General features: G+C 70.9%; 22 protein-coding genes. 7 read left to right on the forward strand and 15 right to left on the reverse strand.

What is annotated here, in order from left to right; translation table 11 throughout:
- Positions 1-4: 4 nt before the first annotated feature.
- Positions 5-361 carry a hypothetical protein gene (locus tag Afe05nite_RS03925; RefSeq protein ID WP_203815549.1) on the forward strand — a complete coding sequence of 119 codons (357 nt, stop codon included), beginning with the start codon at positions 5-7 and terminating at the stop codon, positions 359-361.
- Here Afe05nite_RS03925 and murA read toward each other — a convergent pair.
- On the reverse strand, positions 358-1,644 hold the full coding sequence (gene murA / locus Afe05nite_RS03930) for a UDP-N-acetylglucosamine 1-carboxyvinyltransferase (protein WP_203815550.1): 1,287 nt from the start codon (positions 1,642-1,644) through the stop codon (positions 358-360). The two genes, Afe05nite_RS03925 and murA, sit on opposite strands and share 4 nt — an antisense overlap.
- A gap of 41 nt (positions 1,645-1,685) precedes the next feature.
- On the opposite strand from murA, the gene Afe05nite_RS03935 reads away from it, so the two are divergent.
- A complete protein-coding gene (locus Afe05nite_RS03935; protein WP_203815551.1) occupies positions 1,686-2,258 on the forward strand; it encodes a cob(I)yrinic acid a,c-diamide adenosyltransferase in 573 nt (190 codons plus the stop codon).
- Positions 2,258-2,644 (forward strand): VOC family protein, encoded by a 387-nt coding sequence (locus Afe05nite_RS03940; RefSeq protein ID WP_203815632.1) that lies wholly within the window; start codon positions 2,258-2,260, stop codon positions 2,642-2,644. Before Afe05nite_RS03935 ends, Afe05nite_RS03940 begins: the two co-directional genes overlap by 1 nt.
- Here the strand turns inward: Afe05nite_RS03940 and Afe05nite_RS03945 are convergent.
- Positions 2,626-3,417 (reverse strand): PhzF family phenazine biosynthesis protein, encoded by a 792-nt coding sequence (locus Afe05nite_RS03945; RefSeq protein WP_203815552.1) that lies wholly within the window; start codon positions 3,415-3,417, stop codon positions 2,626-2,628. The genes Afe05nite_RS03940 and Afe05nite_RS03945 overlap by 19 nt on opposite strands.
- A 111-nt stretch (positions 3,418-3,528) precedes the next feature.
- Here Afe05nite_RS03945 and Afe05nite_RS03950 point away from each other — a divergent pair, with 111 nt between their 5' ends.
- Positions 3,529-3,843: a hypothetical protein gene (locus Afe05nite_RS03950; RefSeq protein ID WP_203815553.1), complete on the forward strand. Its 315-nt coding sequence runs from the start codon at positions 3,529-3,531 to the stop codon at positions 3,841-3,843.
- Here the strand turns inward: Afe05nite_RS03950 and Afe05nite_RS03955 are convergent.
- Genes Afe05nite_RS03955 through Afe05nite_RS03970 form a run of 4 tightly spaced genes read right to left on the reverse strand, consistent with a single transcriptional unit; the run spans position 3,837 to position 9,094 of the window.
- The gene (locus Afe05nite_RS03955; RefSeq protein ID WP_203815554.1) at positions 3,837-4,583 is read right to left on the reverse strand and encodes a hypothetical protein; all 747 of its coding nucleotides are present in this window, start codon (positions 4,581-4,583) and stop codon (positions 3,837-3,839) included. The genes Afe05nite_RS03950 and Afe05nite_RS03955 overlap by 7 nt on opposite strands.
- The gene (locus Afe05nite_RS03960; protein WP_203815555.1) at positions 4,570-7,113 is read right to left on the reverse strand and encodes an FtsK/SpoIIIE domain-containing protein; all 2,544 of its coding nucleotides are present in this window, start codon (positions 7,111-7,113) and stop codon (positions 4,570-4,572) included. Before Afe05nite_RS03960 ends, Afe05nite_RS03955 begins: the two co-directional genes overlap by 14 nt.
- 11 nt (positions 7,114-7,124) lie before the next feature.
- Complete coding sequence (locus tag Afe05nite_RS03965; RefSeq protein ID WP_239117530.1) at positions 7,125-8,483, reverse strand: hypothetical protein; 1,359 nt, start codon at positions 8,481-8,483, stop codon at positions 7,125-7,127.
- A complete protein-coding gene (locus Afe05nite_RS03970) occupies positions 8,480-9,094 on the reverse strand; it encodes a DUF4126 domain-containing protein (RefSeq protein WP_203815556.1) in 615 nt (204 codons plus the stop codon). The genes Afe05nite_RS03965 and Afe05nite_RS03970 overlap by 4 nt, the downstream gene beginning before the upstream one ends.
- A gap of 63 nt (positions 9,095-9,157) precedes the next feature.
- Here Afe05nite_RS03970 and nucS point away from each other — a divergent pair, with 63 nt between their 5' ends.
- On the forward strand, positions 9,158-9,817 hold the full coding sequence (gene nucS / locus Afe05nite_RS03975; RefSeq protein WP_203815557.1) for an endonuclease NucS: 660 nt from the start codon (positions 9,158-9,160) through the stop codon (positions 9,815-9,817).
- Here the strand turns inward: nucS and Afe05nite_RS03980 are convergent.
- The 5 genes from Afe05nite_RS03980 to Afe05nite_RS04000 form a co-directional block, all read right to left on the reverse strand.
- Positions 9,814-10,431 (reverse strand): RloB family protein, encoded by a 618-nt coding sequence (locus Afe05nite_RS03980; RefSeq protein ID WP_203815558.1) that lies wholly within the window; start codon positions 10,429-10,431, stop codon positions 9,814-9,816. The genes nucS and Afe05nite_RS03980 overlap by 4 nt on opposite strands.
- Positions 10,421-11,698: an AAA family ATPase gene (locus Afe05nite_RS03985; RefSeq protein ID WP_203815559.1), complete on the reverse strand. Its 1,278-nt coding sequence runs from the start codon at positions 11,696-11,698 to the stop codon at positions 10,421-10,423. Before Afe05nite_RS03985 ends, Afe05nite_RS03980 begins: the two co-directional genes overlap by 11 nt.
- Before the next feature lie 211 nt (positions 11,699-11,909).
- Entirely contained in the window at positions 11,910-13,412 is a 1,503-nt protein-coding gene (locus Afe05nite_RS03990) for a DUF6297 family protein (RefSeq protein ID WP_203815560.1), read from the reverse strand.
- Positions 13,409-14,044: an ABC transporter ATP-binding protein gene (locus Afe05nite_RS03995; protein ID WP_203815561.1), complete on the reverse strand. Its 636-nt coding sequence runs from the start codon at positions 14,042-14,044 to the stop codon at positions 13,409-13,411. The genes Afe05nite_RS03990 and Afe05nite_RS03995 overlap by 4 nt, the downstream gene beginning before the upstream one ends.
- A 9-nt stretch (positions 14,045-14,053) precedes the next feature.
- Positions 14,054-15,547: an aldehyde dehydrogenase family protein gene (locus Afe05nite_RS04000; protein ID WP_203815562.1), complete on the reverse strand. Its 1,494-nt coding sequence runs from the start codon at positions 15,545-15,547 to the stop codon at positions 14,054-14,056.
- Between the two features lie 48 nt (positions 15,548-15,595).
- Between Afe05nite_RS04000 and Afe05nite_RS04005 the strand changes: the two genes are divergently transcribed.
- Both Afe05nite_RS04005 and Afe05nite_RS04010 read left to right on the forward strand, forming a co-directional pair.
- Positions 15,596-15,928 (forward strand): Rv1322 family protein, encoded by a 333-nt coding sequence (locus tag Afe05nite_RS04005; protein WP_239117531.1) that lies wholly within the window; start codon positions 15,596-15,598, stop codon positions 15,926-15,928.
- Positions 15,929-15,984: 56 nt separating this feature from the next.
- Entirely contained in the window at positions 15,985-16,791 is an 807-nt protein-coding gene (locus Afe05nite_RS04010; RefSeq protein ID WP_203815564.1) for an alpha/beta hydrolase, read from the forward strand.
- Here the strand turns inward: Afe05nite_RS04010 and Afe05nite_RS04015 are convergent.
- The 4 genes from Afe05nite_RS04015 to mce all read right to left on the reverse strand — a co-directional run bounded on the left by Afe05nite_RS04015 (position 16,772) and on the right by mce (position 21,647).
- Positions 16,772-17,905, reverse strand: coding sequence for an AI-2E family transporter (locus tag Afe05nite_RS04015; RefSeq protein WP_239117532.1), 1,134 nt, complete (start codon positions 17,903-17,905; stop codon positions 16,772-16,774). The genes Afe05nite_RS04010 and Afe05nite_RS04015 overlap by 20 nt on opposite strands.
- A 63-nt stretch (positions 17,906-17,968) precedes the next feature.
- Positions 17,969-19,378, reverse strand: a complete 1,410-nt coding sequence (locus Afe05nite_RS04020; protein WP_203815565.1) for a Laminin subunit beta-1 — start codon at positions 19,376-19,378, stop codon at positions 17,969-17,971.
- 242 nt (positions 19,379-19,620) lie between these two features.
- Positions 19,621-20,922: a DivIVA domain-containing protein gene (locus Afe05nite_RS04025; RefSeq protein WP_203815566.1), complete on the reverse strand. Its 1,302-nt coding sequence runs from the start codon at positions 20,920-20,922 to the stop codon at positions 19,621-19,623.
- Between the two features lie 257 nt (positions 20,923-21,179).
- The gene (gene mce / locus Afe05nite_RS04030; protein ID WP_203815567.1) at positions 21,180-21,647 is read right to left on the reverse strand and encodes a methylmalonyl-CoA epimerase; all 468 of its coding nucleotides are present in this window, start codon (positions 21,645-21,647) and stop codon (positions 21,180-21,182) included.
- Positions 21,648-21,665: the final 18 nt, after the last annotated feature.

Below are 21,665 nucleotides of genomic sequence, written 5' to 3' on the forward strand. Positions count from 1 at the left end.
GCCCATGGCGTCGGGTAACAGCTGGTACCTCATCGGGCCGCTGGTCGCCGTGGGCCTGGTCGCCTTGCTTGGCGCGGTCTTCTGGCGGATGGGGCTGTATTGGACGTTCGCCCATGAGGACGGCACCGACCGGTATGCCGACGGCCTCGCCATCTTCGCCGACCCGGACGATTACGGCCTGCTCTGCCCGGCCGCGGTCACCGACGACGCCGACCTCGCCGAGGAGATCCAACGCCTGCTCGGCGAGGCCGGCATCCGCGCCACCCAGGCGGTGGCGCGGGACGGCCGCACGGCGGTCCTGGTCTTCGCCGAGGAAGTGGAAGAGGCCCGCCGTCTGGTCGGCGGCTCGCCGGCGCTCTAGAAGTCGAAGGTCGGCTCCGGGACGTCCGCCCGTTCCACCTCGACGCCCAGCTTGGCCAGGTCGGAGACGAAGTCGGGGTAGCCCCGGTCGATGTGGTGCACTTCGCCGACCTCGGTCACACCGTCGGCGCACAGACCCGCGATGACCAGCCCGGCGCCGGCCCGGATGTCGGTGGCGCGCACCGGCGCACCCGAGAGGCGGTCCCGTCCGTTGACGACCGCGTGGTGACCGTCGGTGCGGATGTCGGCGCCGAGGCGGACCATCTCGTTCACGAACATGAAGCGGCCGTCGAAGATGTTCTCGGTGATCAGCGACGAGCCCTCGGCCACCGCCGCGAGGCCGATCGCCATCGGCAGCAGATCGGTGGCGAAACCGGGATAGGGCAGCGTCACGATGTCGACGGCGCGGGGCCGGTCGTCCATCCGTACCGAAAAGCGGTTGTCGCCCGGCGTGACCGACGCACCCGCCGTGACCAGCTTGTCCAGCGCGATCTCCAGGTATTCCGGCCGCACGCCGTGCACGGTGACATCGCCCCGGGTCATCGCGGTGGCGAAGGCCCAGGTGCCGCCGACGATCCGGTCGCCAACCGTGGCGTGGGTCACCGGCGAGAGCGAGGAGACACCCTCGATCGTGAGGGTGGAGGTGCCGGCGCCCTCGATGTGGGCGCCCATCGCGGTGAGCATCTCGCAGATGTCGACGATCTCGGGCTCGCGGGCCACGTTGTCGATCTCGGTGACGCCCTTCGCCAGCACCGCCGCCATCAGGATGTTCTCGGTGGCGCCGACGCTCGGGAAGTCGAGCCAGATCTTGCTGCCGCGCAGGCCGCCGGGGGCCGAGGCGATGACGAAGCCGTGCTCGCCGGAGATCTCGGCGCCCATCCGGGCCAGGCCGGCGAAGTGCATGTCGAGGCCGCGCGAGCCGATCATGTCGCCGCCGGGGAGGGCGACCCGCACGTAACCGCGGCGGGCCAGCAGCGGACCCAGCACGCAGATCGACGCGCGCAGCCGCCGCACCAGGTCGTAGTCGGCCTCACTGCCCGGCTCGGCGGGCACGTCGATGGTGGCCCGGCCACCGTCGAGCGAGACGTCGCAGCCCAGCCGGCGCAGTACCTCGGCCATGATCGCGATGTCGGTGATCCGGGGGACGTTCTCCACCACGCTGCGGCCCTCAGCCAGCAGCGCGACCGCCATCAGCTTGAGTGCCGAGTTCTTGGCGCCCCCGACCGTCACGTCCCCGGTGAGTTGCGCGCCGCCCTTGACCCTGATCACATCCACGCGCGCCATGGTATGGAACGCGGCTCAAGACCGCTCCGTAGGGTGTCCCTATGGCCGTACACCTCACGCGCATCTACACCCGTACCGGCGACGCGGGCGAGACCCGCCTCGGCAACAACGAGGTCGTCGCGAAGACCGATCCGCGCATCGCGGCATATGCCGACACCGACGAGTGCAACGCCCAGCTCGGGGTCGCGCTCGCCCTCGGCGACCTGCCCGAGGACGTGCGGGCCGTGCTCATGGCCGTGCAGAACGATCTGTTCGATGTCGGGGCCGACCTGTGCAACCCGATCGCCGACGACCCGCCCTATCCGCCGCTGCGCATCACCGAGGACTACGTGACGCGGCTCGAGGGCTGGTGCGACGAGTTCAACGAGCGCCTGGCGGCACTCGACAGCTTCATCCTGCCCGGTGGTACGCCGGGGGCCGCGTTGCTGCACGTGGCTCGTACGGTGGCGCGCCGTGCCGAGCGGGCGACCTGGGCCCTGGTCCAGGACGATCCGGAGCGCACCGGCGAGCTGCCCGCGAAATATCTGAACCGGCTGTCCGACCTGCTGTTCATCTTGTCGCGGGTGGCCAACCCGGCAGGCGACGTGAAGTGGGTGCCGGGCGGCGCGAGCTGATGCTGCACCACGTCGAGCTGTGGGTGCCGGACCTCGCCGGCAGTGCCGGGCCCTGGGGCTGGTTGCTCGAGGAGCTGGGCTGGACGGTCTTCCAGGACTGGCCGGGCGGCCGGTCCTGGAAGTACGGCGACGTCTATCTGGTGCTCGAGCAGTCCCCGGCGCTGTCCGGCGGCGTGCACGACCGGCTCGCGCCGGGGCTGAACCACGTGGCGTTCTCGGTCGGCGGCCGGGACCGGGTCGACCGGCTGACCGAGCAGGCGCAGCGCAACGGCTGGTCGCTGCTCTTCGCCGACCGGCACCCGCACGCGGGCGGTCCCGACTCCTATGCGGCCTATCTCGAGGACGCCTGGGGTTACGAGGTCGAGCTTCAGGACGCGCCGGCGTAGAGCTCGCCGTCGATCACCGTGACGGCCTGGCCGGTCAGCCGGGTGCGCTCGCCGGCCAGCTCCACCCGCACGTAGCCACCGCGTGCCGATGCCTGGTAGCCGGTCATCTCGGTGCGGCCGTCGAGCCGGGGTGACCAGAACGGCGCCAGGGCCGTGTGCGCGCTGCCGGTGACCGGGTCCTCGGCCACGCCGGCGGCGGCCCCGAAGAAGCGGGACACGAAGTCGTAGCCGTCCTGCGCCGCCGCGGCGGTGACGATCACGCCCCGGTTCTCCACCCGGGCCAGGCCGGTCAGGTCGGGACGCAGCCCGCGCACGGTGTCGTCGTGGGCCAGCTCGACCAGCAGGTCGTCGGTGTTGGGCCCGGTGTGGTGCACGCCGACCGGCTCGGCCCCGAGCACCGCCGCCATCCACGACGGCGTCTCGACCGGGGTCAGGGGGGCGGTCGGGAAGTCGAGCGTGTGCCACCCGTCGCCACCCGACACCGCGGTCAGCACACCGCTCCGCGTGTGGAAGCTGACCTTGTCGCGGCCGAGGACGTGCGCGGTGGCCAGGGTGGCGTGCCCGCACAGGGCGACCTCGACGGCCGGGGTGAACCAGCGGAGCGCGAAGTCGCCGTTTTCCATCGGGTGCACGAAGGCCGTCTCGGACAGGTTGACCTCGGCCGCGACCTGCTGCATCCACGACTCCTCGGGGAAGGAATCGAGCACGACCACGCCGGCCGGGTTGCCGGCGAACGGGCGATCGGTGAAGGCGTCGACGATTCGGATTCGCATGTCTCGACGGTAAAGCCCCGGGCCGGTGCACGACGAGCTGCGTTTCGGCCACACGTGGCGGGATCCGGAACTAATATTTTCACGGTTTTCCGCATCGACAGGGGCGGCCTGATGGCACGAGCACCGAATCCGGAAGAGATGCAGTGGGCGATGGCCGAGGCGAGCGCCCAGGCTCTGTCCGTCGCGCCCGGATGGTTCCGGGCCTGGCCGACGGCGGACGAGAAGTGGTCGTCGGTGAACGTCCGCGGGGCCAGCCAGGTGATCGTCAATCACAGCCGTGAGGACGACCGCAACCCGAACAGCTGGACGGTGCGGGCCCTGTTCGGCGGGCACGCGGTGGAACTGCACGTCGGCCCGTACGAGACCAAGGCGCACGCGGTGCTCGTGGCGCACGCGGTGTTGAGCATCGCCTTCCGTGCTCAGTGAGTGGCCGCGAACGCCAGGGACAGCGCGGTCGCGGAGATCATCCCGCCGAGCAGGGTGAGGCCGACCCCGCCGATGTCGAGGCGGGCCTGCAACCGCCGATGCGCGAACAGGGCGACCATCGGCACCCCGGACGACGGCGCCACCAGGAACGACGTCCACCCGAGCACGCGCAGCACCGAGCCGCCCCACACGTCTGTGCTCCCGACGGTCACCAGGCCCGACGCGACGAGGCTCGCCAGCGCCGCGAACAGCGCGCCCACCAGCGGCAGCAGCGGCAGGGCCCAGCGCGGCAGCGCTCGGCGCCCGGCCGGGCGCACCGTCACGTCGATTCGCTCGGCCACCCGGGCGAGCAGCACCCGGGGTGCCTCGGTAACCGGATCGCAGGCGTCCGGCGGGTTGCGGGGCAACGCGATGCGCGGCAGCAGCTCGACCGGCTCCGGCTCGGGGACCTCGCCGAGCGCGCGCATCCGCATGCCCCGGGCCCGGCGCAGCTGCTCCCACAACCGTTCGGCCTCGCGATCCACGTCGAGCACCTGCGCGGCGGCGGCCCCGGCCCAGCGGTCCGCCGACTGCGCGTCGCCCTCGGCCCGGGCCAGTTCGCTCGCGGCCTGCGCGGCGCTGTCCTGATAGGCCCGTTCCGCGCCGCCCAGTTCGGCGTCGCGCCGCCGGGTCGCCTCGGCGAGCGCGCTCACCATCAGCTGGTAGTCGCGGCCGAACGGATGGCGGTCACGTGTGGTCACTGTTCACCTCGTACGGGATGATCACTTCCGGGGTCCGGTGCACCGAGCGGTCGAAGAACAGCGCCCGCCGGGTGCGCGGATACCAGGCCGGCCCGCCTGGCTGGGGATAGAGCGGGCTGAGGTCGGCGCCCTGCACGTCGAGGGCCACCCAGGCGCCGATCGGGTCGAGCCGGGCCGTCGGGCCACCGAGGCTGTCCCGCAGCCGGGCCACCGAGCGCCACCAGCCGAGCACGTGGGTGCGCTGCTCGGGGCCGTCGGTCAGCAGCCGACGCAGGGCGACCGGGTCGTTCCCGGCGTCGAGCGCGTAGCCGAGCACGTAGTGCGGGACGTCCAGCCGGGGCAGGTCGGTCACGTCGTCGTACCAGTCCGCTGAGGGCAGCTCGGCGACCAGCCGGGCGGCCGCCCGGCCGGCGTCGGGGTCGAGGCAGACGACGCTGAAGTGGGCCGGTCCCTGCGCCGCCAGCGACAGTGCGGCGGCGGCGAGCACGTCGCAGGCCTCGTCGGTGCGGGTGCCGAGGACGGCGAGGTTGCGGCCGGGCATCCGGCCGAGGCGCAGGCGGGCCGGGCGGGCGGCGACGTCGATCCGCTCGCCGAGCACCGCGCCGGGGGAGGAGCCGACCGGGGTGCCGGCGTCGGGGACCGGTCCGGCCGGGCGGCAGGAGGACGGCAGGCGGGGTACGGCGTCGCCGTCGAACAGCCGTGGCTCGGCGCATCCGTCCGGGCGCATCCGCCACAGCCGGCGCTGCAGGGTGCGCCAGACGTGCCGGTCCCCGGCGTCGGGCAGCCGGACGATCTGGTTGGCCCCGGCCGTGCCGGACTCGGTGTTGACGACGGCGTGGTGCCGGGGGATGACGGCGGCGGCCAGGTTGTTGTCGGCCAGGATCCGCCGGGCCTTGGGCAGGGCGACCCGCAGGGTGAACTGGCCGATCAGCCCGGAGCGGCCCCACAGCGCCTCGATCCCGGAGACGTCCTGGGACGCCAGGATGAGGTGGATGCCCTGCGAGCGGCCGCGCCGGGCGAGGTCCTCGAGCAGCGTGACGGCCTCGTCGGCGACCGCGTCCCGCCCGCCCAGCAGCACCTGGAACTCGTCGATGACCGCCACCAGGCGTGGCCACCGGCCGGTCGGGTCCTCGGCGCGCAGCTCGGCCAGCTTGGTGGCGTCGACCCGTTTCGCGGCCTGGGCCCGGGTGCGCAGCTCCTCGCTGAGGTGACGCAGCATGGCCAGGCCGAACTCGCGGTCGCCGTTGACGTTGATCCCGGCCAGCCGCACCTGGGGCAGCCAACTCGGGTCGCGGGGCCCTGGCACGTAGCGGGCGAACGACACGCCCTCCTTGAAGTCGAGCAGATAGAGGGCCAGCTCCGCGGGGTCGTAGCGGGTGGCGAGGCCGGCCAGCCAGGCGTAGATGAGGTTGGTCTTGCCGGAGCCGGACGGGCCGCCGATGAGCGCGTGCGGCGGGTCGTCGCCGAGCGGCACGTCGACGAGCGAGCCGTCGGTGCTGTCCCCGATCGGCGCGACCAGGCCGTGCGTCGACGTCTCCGCCCAGAGCGTCTTCGGCTCCAGGTCGGCGAGCTGGGCGGGGGGCGGGCCGGCTCGCATGCGTTCGGCGGTGGCCTTGCAGAACGCGACCACCTGCTCGGTCGGCGGCGGCTCGTCGAGGCGGATCTCCAGGTCGCCCCAGACGGCTCGGCCGCTCGTGAGGTCCAGCCGGACCACGCTGTGATGTTCGGTCAGCCGCAGGCCGCGGACGACCAGGTGGACGCCGCAGGCCACCCCGGTGCGGGTGATCCGGTCGAGCTGGGCGCGCTGGGCCGGGGACAGCTCGTCGGTGTCGGCGAGCAGGACCACGACACGCCACGGGTCGGTGCGGGTCAGGTCGGACAGGACGGTCTCGTTGACCCGGCAGATGTGCTCGACGACCTCGTCGAGCATCGCGTTCAGGCCGCCCGGGCCGACGAACGAGAGGCCGAGCGGGGCGAACGAGGCGAGGGTCCCGCCGAGTGCCTCCGGGTCGTAGACGGTGAGCTGGACGTCACCCGGCCGGGTGCTGCCGAGGGCGCGCAGGAGCACGCCGGTGATGACGCCGTCGACGATCTCGGCCGGCCCGCGCAGGTCGAGGTGGGCGGCGTCGAGCAGGGGCACGAGCGCGGGCAGCGGGGTGCGCTCGTCGAGCCCGAGGGTGCCGATCCGCAGCAGGCCGGGCGGGTTGCCGCGCTCGGGTTCGCTCGGCGCCCACAGCCGCCACGGCGCGCCGGCCGCCCCGGTCGCGCTCAGGGCCGCGAGCCGCCGCACGGTGCCGGACAGCTTGGTCGTCTCGTACTGGTAGCGGCGTTGGATGTCGCGGCGGCTGCTGTCCCGGGCCTGGGCGAGCTGGTTGAGGCAGGTGGTGTACGCCTCGCGCACCATCCGGCGGCGGGCCTCGGCCTCCCCGCGCGCCGACTCGGCCGCGGCCAGGACCGCACGTGCCGCACCGCGCGCCTCGGCCAGCTCCTGACGGACGGCGGCCACGAGCGCGTTGCGGTAGCTACCCACGATGGGGCATTTTACCCATTTCGTTCCGGAGAAAGAGAATTTGTGCCACGTGTCGTCAGCCAACGCGGGTCGGCGCTGGTCAGCTCGTCCCACAATCGGCGCGCCACGATGGCGGCCGCCTCCTGCTGCCAGCGCCGCAGCCGCCGGCGCGGAACGTACCGGCGCATCCAGTCGAGCGCCTGACGCTCCTCCCGGTCGAGGCCGTCGGTGCGCTGTCGCCGCGCGTACGGGTCGAGCCCCAGCACCACCACGAAGTGCAGCGCGTTGAAATGCCGCCACTCGTCCGAGGTCGCGAACGCCCCGGCCGGCCGCAACCGCTCCACCCCGTCGGTCAGCAGCGCCCGCAACTCCAGAGCCCGAGCCAGGGGCGTCGCCCTCGGCTGGGAGCCGAGCCGCCGGTCGACCGCCGGCAGGTCGGTCAACGGACTGCGCATCAGTCGGCCCAGATGGTGATAGTTGTCCAGGGCCTGCCGGGTGAACCGGGTGAAATCGTCCGGCCGGGTGGTGATCAGCCGATGCCGCTGCCGGTGCCGGAGCAGCGCGTCCGCCTGCGACATCAGCGCCGCCCGCTCGGTGCGCAGCCGATCGTCGCCTCGGAACGCGATCCGGTCGACCCCGCGGCGCAGCTGGGCGAACAGCGCGATCCCGGTCATCACCAGCGCCACCAGGCCGAACTGCACGAGCGTCACGGCCGTCGAGTCGGCGACCACGACGGTGGCCACCGCGGGGCCGCCGACCACGACCGTGCCGAGAACCGCCGCGGTCACCGAGCGGAGCAGGTCGGCGCGCAGCCGCTCACCCACGTACAGCGAGTCGGAGACCGCCACCAGGAAGGCCAGCATCACCAGGTCGACCCCGATCGCCGAGAGCACCAGCAGCGGCTCGCCCAGATCGATCGGCAACAGCAACACCGTCAACCCGACCCCGTAGAGGGCCGCCACCACGCTCATCGCCGCCGGCAACATCGGCGGCTGCACCTGATCACCGAACCGCCACAGCAGCACCAGCCCGCCGGCCAGCGGCGCGAGCACCACGAGCCGCCCGGCCGACGGCAACGCCACCACCATCGCCAGGAACGACACCGACAGAACCAGCCAGCCGACATCGATCTGCCGCCGCTCCGGCAGGGTGCCGGGCAACAGGGCCACGGCGGCGCCGGCCCAGAACAACGCGGGCACGCAGAGCAGGATCTGAGCGAGCGGCGAGTCCGGCGAGGCGGTCCAGGCGGCCACCCCGATCGCGTACGCGGTGAGCGCCGCCGCCGATCTGACGAGCGCCCCGCGCATCGCGTCCCGGCTGATCAGATAGCAGGCGGCCCACCAGGCGAGGGCGAATATCGGGATGGCGAGCGCGGGCACCCGGGAAGTCAACCAAACAGGTGAGGTGCGCCGGAAGCGGCAAGGGCCCGCTTACGCCGGCGCCGCCGCACCAGCGCGACCGCGGCCCATCCCAGCAGAGCGAGTCCAACCAGGACCAGCACCGGCATCAGCACGGCCAGCAACGACATCAGCACGCTGCCGATGTCCTCCACCGTGCTCGCCACCGGCGCCCCGAGCCCGCCCGTGCCCACGTTGACCACCGGGCGGGCGGCCGCCTTGAACCCGTGCACACAGAGCGCGATCAACACGCCCGCCGCGACCGGCACCCACTGGTGCGACGAGAAGAACGACCCCGGGTCGCTCACCGTCACCGTCTCGGCCGACGACCCGGCCCCGAACGCGAGACCACCCGCGGTCGGCCGGACCACGGTCTGCACCACGTCGTTCACGTGGTCGACCACCGGCACCTTGTCGGCCACCACCTCGACCAGCAACAACACACCGAGAATGGCCAGCGTCCAGCCGTTGGACAACCAGGTCCAGCCACTCGGCAGCTCGATCAGATCCGAGAAGCGAGCGAGCAGGCCCATCACTAGCAGGGGGATGTAGGCATTCAAACCAGCGGATGCGGCCAGGCCGGTTCCGGTCAACGCTTCGAGCACGGTTCCAGCATGGCACCCGCACGCTCGTTCTTCCGGTCGAGGCCGGTCCGCTACTGTCGTCCGGTGCGTCTGGTCATCGCGAAGTGCTCCGTCGACTACGTCGGACGGTTGTCCGCCCATCTACCGCCGGCCACGCGGCTGCTGATGGTGAAGGCCGACGGTTCGGTCTCCATCCACGCCGACGACCGCGCCTACAAGCCGCTCAACTGGATGAGCCCGCCGTGCAAGCTGCACGAGGCGCCGGGCGTCTGGAAGGTGGTGAACAAGGCCGGCGAGGAGCTCCGGATCACCCTCGAGGAGATCTTCCAGGACACGTCGTACGAGCTCGGCATAGATCCCGGCCTGCAGAAGGACGGCGTCGAGGCGCACCTGCAGGAGTTGCTGGCCGCCCACCCCGAGACGTTCGGCGTCGGCTGCACCCTGGTCCGCCGCGAGTTCATGACCGCCATCGGCCCGGTCGACCTGCTGCTCAAGGACGCCGCCGGCGCCTCGATAGCGGTGGAGGTGAAGCGCCGCGGCGATATCGACGGCGTCGAGCAGCTGACCCGCTACCTCGAACTGATGAACCGGGACCCCCTGCTGGCCCCGGTGGCCGGCGTCTTCGCCGCCCAGGAGATCAAGCCCCAGGCCCGCGTCCTCGCCACCGACCGGGGCATCCGCTGCGTGGTCGTCGATTACGACAAGCTGCGAGGCATGGAACGCGACGAGCTGACCCTTTTCTAGCCCTGGCGCTTGCTCAGCTCCAGAAGCTTGCCGACGAGCTCGTGGACACTGGTCCACGGGTTCCGGTCCCCGATTGCCCTGTTGTTGGACTGCTGACGGACGTGGAGGGCCGCGGCGTTCTGCATGGCCTGTTGGTGATGCGGCCAGACCTTGGCGAAGTCGAAGCCCTTGTCGCTGTACCCACAGGGACACTTCTTGATCTTCGCGCGGACAGCCTCGTTGTTGACGAACGCGGTCTGCGAGCTGAAGTGCAGTAACAGCCAGAGTTCGAAGCACGGGTTCGAGATGGCGCACTGAACACCGACACGTGCGGCCCGCTCCACTGCCTGGTTGAGCCGCGCATGCGGAATGGCATGCGCGCCCGGCGCCTCTACGTCGAAGACTGCCCAAGCGTTGTCGTACTCCGGGCGGAGGGCCTCCGCTTCCTGGACGACCCGCAAAGGGTCGGCTCCCAGAGTCACCACCCGAAGCCGGGCCGTAGCGAGGCGAAACTCCCGCCGGATCCCGTTGAAGTAGATGTCTTCGGTCTTCTCGCCTTCGCAAACGATCGCGATCGTCTCTGCCTCGTCGGCTGTGCCAGGCCGACGGGACAGCCGTCGGCTGTTACGCGCCATCAGAGGCCGGCTCCTTCAGAAGGTCCTCGATCAGGGACCTGTCAAAGAACGGCACCGCGCCGTAACGGCCTTGAAGGTAGCGGCCCTCCACGTCGTCCACTCCGTCACGGACGCGGCCGTACTCGGTGAGTGGATAGATCTTGGTGGCCCCGCCCGCGTCCTTTGCGGTAAGCCACACCTGATCACGACGCAGACGATATTCCACATGCCGGCCGAGCAGATTGACGTCGTGGCCGGTAAAGATGAGCTGGGCGCCGCGGGGATTGGTGCGCGGATCCTGAAACAGTCCGACGAGCTGTGCGGTCAGAAGCGGGTGCAGATCTCCACCCAGATCGTCGATGGTCAGGATCTGTCCCTCGTTCAGGCAGCTGAGAGCCAAGCGGCTCACCCGCCACCAAGCTTGGGTCCCCGACGACTCCCACACCCAAGGCAGAGGCTCGCCGCCGCTGTCGGTCTGCGCCTGATGAACGAGCTCCAGCCGCAGCGTCTCCTTGGGAACAGCAGCTCCGGGAGATTCGTCCTGACGACCTCTGCCGGCCCAACCGAGACTCCGTTCGATCTCATCGGCCGGTCGCTCCACCAACGCGCCGCCGATTACGCCGATGTCCGCGTATCGGAGCAGGTTGACGGTCTGTTCGCCGAGCGGTCCGGTCGATACGGGGTAGGTGTACGGACCAGGCGAGATGCGCTGCCATCGCCCGAACCAGGCGGCCACGGATCGCAGAAGCGGATGGTTGTTGGCGGCGGCAGCGGACAGAAATAAACTGTTCTCGCGAACGAGTTCGGCAATCGCCGCCTTCGGCCCGGTGAGGCTGGAGCCGAAATCGATATCCATCCCGGATCGGTCGAACATGACGGCCCGACGACCTCGTCGCCAGGCAAAAAGCCACTCCTCCAAGATCATTGAGTCATTCAGGGAGAAGCCGTATTCGTAGCGGACCCGATCGTGGACGAACTCGAACACGAACTCGCTGGGGGCGCTGGTGCTCTCGCGATCGAGGCGAAACGGCCAGCGCGGGATGGGATCTTCGGGGAGCCATCGTTGATGCGACTCCACGATCGCGGTCCGGCCGAAAGTCATCGCCTTGATCAGGTTGGACTTGCCGGATGCGTTCGGTCCGAAGATGCCGGCGACGGGCAACACCCGCTCCTTGCTCAGCGGCACCGCTGCAGTCGCCAGGTCGGCATGATCGTCCAGCGCCACCAGGCTGACTTCCTGCTCATCCCTGATCGACGCGAAGTTGCTTGCCCGGAACCGGAGTAACACCACGGCCTCCAACGCCTGCTTGCCCTCGGAGGAGACGCTATCAAATTCGGTGCCAAATCCGTCAATTATTGTCTAGGGGTGGATCTAAACCGCCTGTGCACGCGATATAGCTCGGCTGGGTTGGTGGCTCAGCTGCCCGCGAAGAGTACGCCTCAACTGCGAAATGGGACGCGTGGGGGATAGAACGCAGCATCGGGTCTTGACACTCGGGTCAGCGGAGGGCGTGCAGCTCCACGCGGTCGGCGGCGGTCGTGCCGGCCAGGTAGGCGCGTGCGCCGAGCCCGCCGACCACGGCCTGCACCAGCACTGTCAGCCAGGAGAGCGGGTGGCCCTGGGCGATCTCGATCAGCGCCGGCAGGCCGAGCAGCAGGGCGTCGGGGCCGATGGCGGCGTTCACGAGGGGGCCGGTCGACACCGTGCCCATCGGGGTGTCCAGGGGCAGCAGTTCGTTGCGGACGAAACCCACGCGCGCACGCCGTACCGACGCCACCGCGCCGACCGGGCCCAGGACCAGGCCGAGCACCCACCAGGGGCCGGAGGGCAGGTCGCCGAGGGCCGAGAGCAGGCCCAGGGCCAGCGCGGACCAGACGCCGGCCAGGATTCCGGGCACCCACATGCGCTGGCGGACCGCTGTGCGCGAGCTCAAGCCCAGGATGCGCAGCAGCACCGGATTGCCGGCGTCGGTCTTGACGTTGCCGGCCGCTGTCGAACCGGCGAGCATCGCTCCGACGAGGATCGCGAGGCCGATCAGCCAATGCGGGGCGTCGGCCAGGAGCACCGGCAACGCGGCGGCCAGGACCAGCCACAGCAGGCGGCTCCGGCGCCGGAGCACCAACAGAAGATCCTGACCGACCAGTACGGGCAACCGCGCCGACAGGTGCATCGAGCGCAGTTTGCGGTGCGCCCAGTAACGCCGCTCGATCATGTCGGTCAGGAACGTGGGCTCCATGCCGAAGGCCGAGTCGAAGAGCGTTCCCGCGGTCTTGGCGGCCTCCAGGATTCGCTGGTTGGGGGTACGCGCCAAACCTCGTACGGCAAGCGTGAAGAGCAACGCGACGACCAGCGCGAGCGCCCCGACGAGCGGAACCAGTGTCCGGGCCGGCGGCCAGCCGTCCGCCGCCGGCGCATGGTCCCCGGTCGCGTCGGTGACCAGGCCGACCAGACCGGCCGCCAGCAGCAGCGAGACCACCGCGTCGAGCCGGTCGCCCCAGCGGCCGCCGGCCTGCGCGGCCAGCGCGACCAGGAGCAGTGCCACGCCGATCAGCGCGGCTCCGGTGCCGAACAAGGCGATCTGTTCGCCGCCGAGCGTGCGCGGGGCGCCGTGGCCCAGGACCGCCAGGCCGGCGAGGGCGCCGACGATCGCCGCGACGATCGCGGTCAGCCGCAGCGACGGCAGGAGCAGGCGCCGGCGACTGACCGGCGCGGGCAGCAGCCACGACGCGGCGGGGCGGCTCAGCGCGAGCGGCCCGAACCGGCGTAACGCCAGGTAGAGCAGGCCGAACAGGATCGGCACCAGGGACGCGGCGGCCAGCGCGGACGCGTTGGGGTGGGTCGGCCAGAAGACCACGGCCAGCTGTTTGTGCACCATGCCGCCGACCACGGCGAGGAACAGCACGGTGAAGTAGATGTTGCCGGCGGTGGCCCCGCGCTCCCGGTGCGCCGACTGCCGCCGCGAGATCCAGCGGCGGACCGGAGCCAACGGCACGGCGGTCATGAGCTGAGCGATTCCATGGTGGTCACCTCGGCGCCGGACGCGGCTGCGAACGCGTCGTCGTGGCTGGCCATCAGCAGCGAGCCGCCGTCCCGCACGTAGTCGACAAGCAGGGCCGCCACCTCGGCGCGGCCGTCGGGGTCGAGACGCTGCTCGGGCTCGTCGAGGATCAGCAGGGAGCTCGGCCGGATCAGCCCCACCGCCAGGGTGAGTCGCTGCTTCTGGCCGGAGGACAGCGACGGCGGGATCGCGTCGGCGTGCCCGGCCAGCCCGAACCGTTCCAGCGCCTCGTCGATCCCGGCCTCCTCGGGGTCCTGGCCGTGTGCGCGGCACACCAGCTCGGCGTGCTCGCGGACGGTCAGGCCGGGGTACCACGTGGGCGGCTCGACAGTGGTGACCACCGTCCGCCAGAACTCGGGGGTGGCGCCGGGGGTGCCGCCGAAGACCAGGATCTCGCCGTCGTCGGGCTGCTGGAGGCTGCTCACGCAGCGCAGCAGGGTCGACTTGCCGATGCCGTTCTCACCGGTGACACAGACGCCTTTGCCGGCCTCGACCCGTAATGACACGTCGACCAGCACCGGCGTTGAGCCGTAGCTGACGTGCAGGCCTCTTACCTCGACGGCGGGATGATCCACCCGCTCAGCTTAGGACCGCCGGCCGTAGAGCAGTCGCACGGCCTTGACGATCTGACCGACCTGGGCCGGAGTGCGCTCGAAGGTCATCGACGGCAGCAGCGACCGGGCCCGGCGGACCGTGATCGACTTGGGCCGGGCGAACTCGCGCAGGCCGTCCTCGCCGTGGATCCGGCCGAAGCCCGAGTCGCCGACCCCGCCGAACGGCAGGTTGCCCATGCCGACGAAGGTGAGCGTGCCGTTGACCGCGACCATGCCCGAGCGCAGCCGCCGGGCGATCCGGATCGCGTTGCGCTTGCCGAAGACGGCACCGCCCAGGCCGTACGGGCTGTCGTTGGCCAGCCGGATCGCCTCGTCGGCGTCGGCGACCTTGGTGATGGTCAGGGTCGGCCCGAACGTCTCGTCGCGGATCTCGCTGGAGTCGGCCGGCACGTCCACCAGCACGGTCGGCGAGACATAGGGCGGCTGGACCGCGTCCGACCCGCCGAGCACCGCCCGGCCCCCCTTGGCCAGGGCATCCTCGATGTGCTCGCGGATGATGTCGAGCTGCTTGGGCATGGTGATCGGGCCGATCTCCGTACCGGTGCGCAGCTTGCCCGCCTTGGCGACGATCTGCTTGACCAGGGCGTCGTAGACCGGGGCCACCGCGTACACCCGCTCGATGCCGATGCAGGTCTGCCCGGCGTTTGTCATGCCGCCCCAGACGGCCGCCTCGGCGGCCGCGGTGACGTCGGCGTCGGCGTCGACGATCAGCGCGTCCTTGCCGCCCGCCTCGATCACCACCGGCACCAGGTTCTCCGCGCAGGCGGCCATCACCCGCTTGGCGGTGGCGGTCGAGCCGGTGAAGGCCATCTTGTTGGCACCCGAGCGGCACAGCGCGGCCCCCACGTCGCCGAGGCCGTGCACCGCCTGCAGCACCGGTTGCTCCGGCACCACCTCGGCGAACGTGTCGACAAGCCACTGCCCGACGATCGGGGTGTACTCGCTGGGCTTGAAGACGACCGCGTTGCCGGCCGCGAGCGCGCCGCCGATCGGGCCGACCGGGGTGAGGATGGGGTAGTTCCACGGGCCGATCACGCCGACCACGCCGTACGGCTGGTATTCCAGGTGCCCGGAGTGTTCGGCGAGCAGCAGGCGGGTGCGCATCTTGCGCGGGCCGAGCACGCGCTTGGCGTTGCGGGCCGCCCAGTCGAGGTGCTCGACGGCGGCGACGGCTTCGACTATCGCGTCGGCGTGCGGCTTGCCGGTCTCCAGCGAGGTGAGCCGGGCCAGCTCCTCGATGCGCTGCACGATCAGCGAGCGCCAGCGCAGCAGCCGGTCCTTGCGACCGTCGTGGCCGAGGGCCTGCCACCAGAGGCCGGCCTCGCGGGCCACCCTGACCGTCGCGTTCACGCCGTCGACGTCGGCGGTCGGCACGCGTCCGGCCTCTTCGCCGGTGGCCGGGTTCGTCGAGATCAGCACGCCGTCTTCGAGCACCGGCACACCGGGAATGTGAGTAGCCGTCATGTCGGGAGTCTATGCCGCAGGTTACTGGTCGGTCACTACGTACTCTTGATGATTGTGAGCCCCCGCCGTAACCGCCCGCGCGAAAGATCGTCCCCGGCCCTTGAAGATCAACACGTCCGCAAGGGCATCGAGGGCGTCCAGCAGTGGCAGGACGGCGAATGGATGGTGCGGTCCATCTTCGGGGGCGCGGCCGTGAAGACTTATCGCTGCCCAGGATGCATGCAGGAGATCCGGCCGGGGGTGGCGCACGTGGTGGCGTGGCCGGTCGACGGCAGCGGTGACCTCGCCGACCGGCGGCATTGGCACACCGGATGCTGGAAGGCCCGCGACCGGCGCAGCCCGGCCGTGGAACGCTCCCGCAACGCCCCGAGGTACGGGTGAGCGGTCCGCCCGACTCGCCCGCCCCACCCCGCCCGGAACACGACCGAAGGCCCGTCATGACCAACCAGATCCGCGCCAACTCGATCCTCCCCGCCCACCGGGAGGACATCGAGCTGCACACCGCCGACGGCCTCACCCTGGTCGGGGAGCTGGCCCGGCCGCTCGACCGCGAGCCGACGGCCACCCTCGTCTGCCTGCATCCGCTGCCCACGCACGGCGGGATGATGGACAGCCACGTCTTCCGGAAGGCGGCGTGGCGGCTCCCGGCCCTGGCCGGCCTCGCCGTGCTGCGTTTCAACACCCGAGGGACGAGCAGCGTGCGGGGGGTCTCGCAAGGCGCCTTCGACGGCGGGGTCGGCGAGAAGTACGACGTGGCCGCCGCGATCGAGTACGCGGAGTTCGCCGAACTGCCCAGCATCTGGCTGCTGGGCTGGTCGTTCGGCACCGACCTGACCCTGATGCACGGCTTGGACCCGTCGATCAGCGGCGCCATCCTGCTGTCGCCGCCGCTGCGCTTCTCCGTGGAAGCCGACCTGGACCGGTGGGCCGCCAGTGGCAAGCCGCTGACCGCGCTGATCCCCGAGTTCGACGACTACCTGCGGCCCGCCGAGGCGGCCGTGCGATTCGCCGACAAGGCCGAGGTCGTGCCGATGGCCGGCGCCAAGCACCTCTGGGTCGGCGACGCCGAGAAGGTGCTCGACGAGGTCGTCCGGCGGGTCGCGCCGAGCGTCGCGGTCCCGCTGCCGCGGACCTGGGCCGGGCCGATCGAGAGCGGCGACATGAACGCGTACGCGGATCGCACCGTCGCCGCCTTCTCCGACGTGCCCGTCCCCGGACCGCTGGTCAACGAGTCTCCTGACTAGGCACCACGACCTCGCGGACGATGAGCTGGATGCCGGCCACCATCGGGATCGCGACGAGCGCGCCCACCACGCCGAACAGCGCCACCCCGAGCAGCGCCGCGACCACCGCCGCCACGTCGCTCACCTTCACCGAGCGGCGCATCACCGCCGGATAGATCAGGTAGTTCTCGATCTGCTGGTAGACGATGAAGAACACCGCGCAGACGATGCCGGCGGTGAGCGACGAGGCGAACCCGACCAGGCTCACGATGACCGCGCCGAGGGTGGCGCCGATCTGCGGGATGAGGTCGCAGACGGCGACCACCACGGCGAGCGCGAACGGGTAGGCCAGGCCGAGGATCATCGCGAGCACCCAGGTGCTGGCCCCGGCCAGCACCGCGATCGCGAGCGCCCCCACCATGTAGGCGCCCACCTTGGTGAGGATCTCGTCGGTGAGCAGCTGGACCCGGGTCCGCCGGGACGCCGGTACGAGCTGGTAGGCCGACTTGCGTAGCCGGTCGAACGCCGCCATGAAGTAGATGGTCAGCACCAGCACGGTCAGCGTGTTGAAGATCGTGCCGAAGATCAGCTTGGCGCCGCCGACCACGCCGCCGAGGGCGCCACCGACGGTGCCCGGGTTCACCGCGCTGGTCACCTTCGCCATGATGTCGTAGCGCTCGACCAGGTCGTTGATGGTCTTGTTGCGTTGCAGACTCTGGATGTAGTCGGGCAGGTTGCCGATCAGCTGGTTGGTCTGCGTGATCAGCGGCGGGATCAGCGCGATGATGCCGCCGACCAGCAGCCCGAGCACCACCAGCGTGACGATGGCGACCGCCCCGCCGCGAGGCAGGCCCCACTTGCGCAGCTTCTCCACCGCCGGGTTGAGGCCGATCGCCAGGAACATGGCGATGAAGATCAGTACCAGGATGGACGCCGCGTTGCGCAGGCCCAGGAAGATCGCGTACGCCAGGATGAGGCCGAATCCGCCGAGCAGCCCGATCATGAACGGGTTGCGGCGGTCGAGCGGCGGCCCGGGGGTGCCGAAGCGCGGTGCCTCGTCGGCCGGTGCCTGTTCGGCCGGAGGCGGCCCCTCGGCCGGTGGCTCCTCGATCTCGGTGTCTTCTGCTGCGCTCACCGGGCCATGCCCTCCCCGCCGACGGATTCGGCGGGGACGTTATCGCACGTGCGTCCCGGCCGCTTACTCGGCGTCGGCGCCGACCCGGCTGGCCGGTGGCACCGTGACCTTCGCGGATGCGGTGACCTTGGCCGGTGCCGGCTCGACCGCCGCGTGCGCACCGGTTGCCGAGCCGGCGGTGGGGCCGGCCGCCGGTTTCTCCGGCGCCGACAACGGCTCGTCCTGGTCGTCCGGCGACGCGGCGGCGGCGAGCACCGCGGCGGAGGCCAGCTCGGCCACCCGCTTGGCTTCCCGCTGCACCTGGCGGCGCACCTCGGCGGCACGCCGCTCGGCGGCCTCGCCGTCGCGCTTGGCCTCGGCGACCCGCTCCAGGCTCACCTCGAGATCCTTGCGGACCTGCTCGAGTCGCTTGTGCACCTCGTCGGCCTCGCGCTTGCCGGCCTGGGCCCGCTGCTGTGCCTCGGCGACCTGCTGCTCGGCCTCGGCGGCTTTGGCCTGCGCGACCTCGAGGTCGGTGCCGGCCTTCGCGATCTGCTGCTGCTGCACCTCGATCTCCTTGCGGATCGCGGTGGCTTGTTCGTCGGAGCGGCGCAGCACCTCCTCCGCGTATTTGTCGGCCTCGCTGCGCAGGTCCGCGCACTGCTTCTCGACGCCGGTGCGCAGCTGCGCGAGCTCCTGCACGACCTCCTGGCGGCGCTGGGCCAGCTCGTTCTCCACAGTGGCCCGAAGGTCGCCGTGCTGGCGATCGGCGTCGGCGCGCAGCGTCACGATCTCGAGCCGGGCCTTCTCCCGCAGCGCCTTGATCTCCTGATCGGCCTGCATGCGAGTGGACTGGACGTATCCGTCGGCCTCGGCGCGGGCGCGCTGCGCCTCGCGGGCCGTCTTCTCGGTCAGCTGCGTCGCGTCGCCGCGGGCCCGGGTCAGCACGCCCTCGGCCTCGGCCCGCATCTGCTCGGCGGACTGGCGGGCGGCGACGAGCGCCTTTTCCGACGCGGCGCGTTTGGCGGCGTCGGCGCGCTCCTCCTCGGAGCGACGGGCGGCCAGCGCGATCTCGAAGTCCCGGATGGCGTCATGCGCGTGCGCCTCTGCCTCGGCCCGGATCCGCTCGGCCTCGGCGAGCCGGCCGGCGATGTCGTCGGTGGCCGACGCCTTGATCGCTTCGGCCTGCTCCTCGGCGAGGGCGAGGATCTGCTCCACCCGCGGGCCCAGGTGCCGGAACGAGACCTCGGGGCCGACGCCGCCCTGGCGGCGCAGCTGGTTGAGCTCCTGCTGGAGCCGATCGATCTGCGCCGACATCGCCTGCATCTGCGAGTACGCCTGCTCCCGCTCGGCGGCCAGCGCGGCAATCTCGTTCTCGGCCCGGGTCACATAACGCTCGACCTGCTTGCGTTCGTATCCCCGCAGGGCGGTCTCGAAGTTTGGCTCGGTGGCCCCGTCTCCGCCGAGACCGAAAATTTCACCGCCGTGCGACATGCTGTCCATCCTCACATACGCTTCGTCCGACCAAGGACCGATACACACCGTCCTGGCCGGAGTATGCGTCTAGTTGTGATTTGTCCGAGCCAGCTTTGCAAGAGCAAGGCTACGCGCGCAAAACGAGCGAGGCCGTACCGGAGAAACTCCGATACGGCCCGCATCGATGAGTTCGAGCCCGACCACTTAACCGTTGCGCACTCGTCAGGAGTGCGCAACCGGAGCGGTTGGTGGCGAACGCCTCAGGAATTCGTCTTGGCCGGCGTCGGCTTGTCGGCCGCACCGTTCTTCTCCGCGGCCGGCGCCTCGGCCTGCTTGGCGACCGCGGCGACGACCTCGGCGACAGCGTTCGGCTTGGCCGCGCCACCGACGCCCGGCACCAGGCCGGACAGGCCGGACAGCATCTGCCCGAGCTGGTTGGTGACCGCGTCCTTCTGCCGGGTGAGGTCTTCCACCTCGCGCTTGGCGGCCTGGGTGGTCAGCTCGGCCTCGGTGCGGGCCTCGCTCATCAGGCGCTGCGCCTCGGAGCGGGCCTCGGTGACCGTCTTCTCGGAGAGGGCGCGGGCCTTCTCGGTGGTCTCGATCGCGTTGCGCTCGGACTCGACGCGACGCTGCTCGGCGCGCTGCTCGATCTCCTTGGCGCGGTCCTCGGCGGCGCGGGCGCGCTCCTCGGCCTCGGACACCATCTTCTGCGTGGCACTGACCTGGGCGGAGTGGCGCTGAGCCTCCTCCCGCTCGGCCTTCTCGCGACGCTCGGCGATCTCCAGCGCCAGGGACTGTAGGTCCTTGTCCCGCTTGTCGCGGGCGTCGGTGAGCATCTTGGTCGCCTCGGCGCGCTTCTCCTCGGCCTCACGCGACGTCTTGGCGCGCAGCTGGGTGATCTCGCGCTCGGCGGTGGCGCGCATCGACGCGACCTCACGCTCCACGGTCGACTTGAGCTCGGCGACCTCGTGCGAGGTGACCGTGCGTAGCTGCTTGGTCTCGCGGTCGGCGTCGCCGCGCAGGGTGTCGGCCTCGCGCCGGGCCTGGACGCGGGCCTCGGCCGCCTCCCGCTCGGCGTGCGTGCGGACCTGGCCGGCCTCGCGCTCGGCGGTCGCCTTCATGGCGGCGGCCTCGGCGCGCGCCTTGTCGGTGATCTCGCGAGCCTCGAGCCGGGCGGCCGAGAGGATGCCCTCGGACTCCCGCTTGGCCTCACTGCGGTGATCGTTGGCCTGCTCCTCAGCCAGCCGCAGGATCTGCTCGACCCGGGTGCCCAGCCCGGAGAGCGTCGGCCGGTTGTTCTCCTCGAGCAGCTTGTTGCTGTCGGCGAGCTTCTGCTCGACCGCATTCAGCCGCTGCTCGGCTTGGCGCAGGCGGCGCTGCGCGTCGTTCATCCGCTGCTCGGCCTCACCACGGGCCTGCTCGGACTGGTTGAGCGCGGCGACGAGCCGGCCCAGGTGCGCGTCCACCTGGCCGCGGTCATAACCGCGGAGGACGACAGTGAAGTCGTGCTGAGAATTCGCGCCGTCGAAAAATGCCAAATTTTGATCCTGCTGCTGAGGCATTGGGCCATCCTGGCGAAGACGCACCAGCCACGCAAGAGCGGACCGGCATCAGAAAGGACACGTAGATCAGCTATGAGCTGCGACGTCCGCCGTTCGGGCAGTGCGCTTGGACCGTCCAGGGGCACCTGCTCGCCGCGCCGTCACCTGCTGTATCGAAGGGCCGGGTGGTCGATGCCGCGATCGCGGCGTTCGATGTCCGGGATCCTGCCAGGTGGGAGACGTCCTCGGGAGGATGATTCACCCGGAAGGTGGAGCAATCAGGCAGGCTCTACCAATTCCACCAGAACTCCTCCGGCATCCTTGGGGTGGACGAAGTTGATCCGCGAGCCGGCCGTGCCCCGCCGCGGTGTGTCGTAGAGCACCCGCAGGCCACGGGCGCGGAGTGCGGCCGTGGTCGCCTCCACGTCGGCCACCGTGTAGGCCAGCTGTTGCAGGCCGGGGCCGGCCCGGTCGAGAAACTTGGCGATCGCCGAATCCGGGCGCAGCGGCGCGAGCAACTGCAGGCGTGGCCCGCTGCCGTCGCCGACCGCGAGCATCGCCTCGCGTACACCTTGATCCTCGTTCGTCTCTTCATGCACACAGTGCATGCCGAAGGTCTCCGCGTAGAACTTCACCGCACCATCAAGATCAGCCACGGCGATCCCGACGTGATCGATGCGCAGGAAATCCACGCCCAGGGGTGTGACATTGTCGGACGCGGTGGCATTAGGTGACGCCTCATTCATCTAAGTAGTCTAAGTAGT

The organism is Paractinoplanes ferrugineus, from assembly GCF_016862195.1.
Classification (GTDB): Bacteria; Actinomycetota; Actinomycetes; order Mycobacteriales; family Micromonosporaceae; genus Actinoplanes; species Actinoplanes ferrugineus.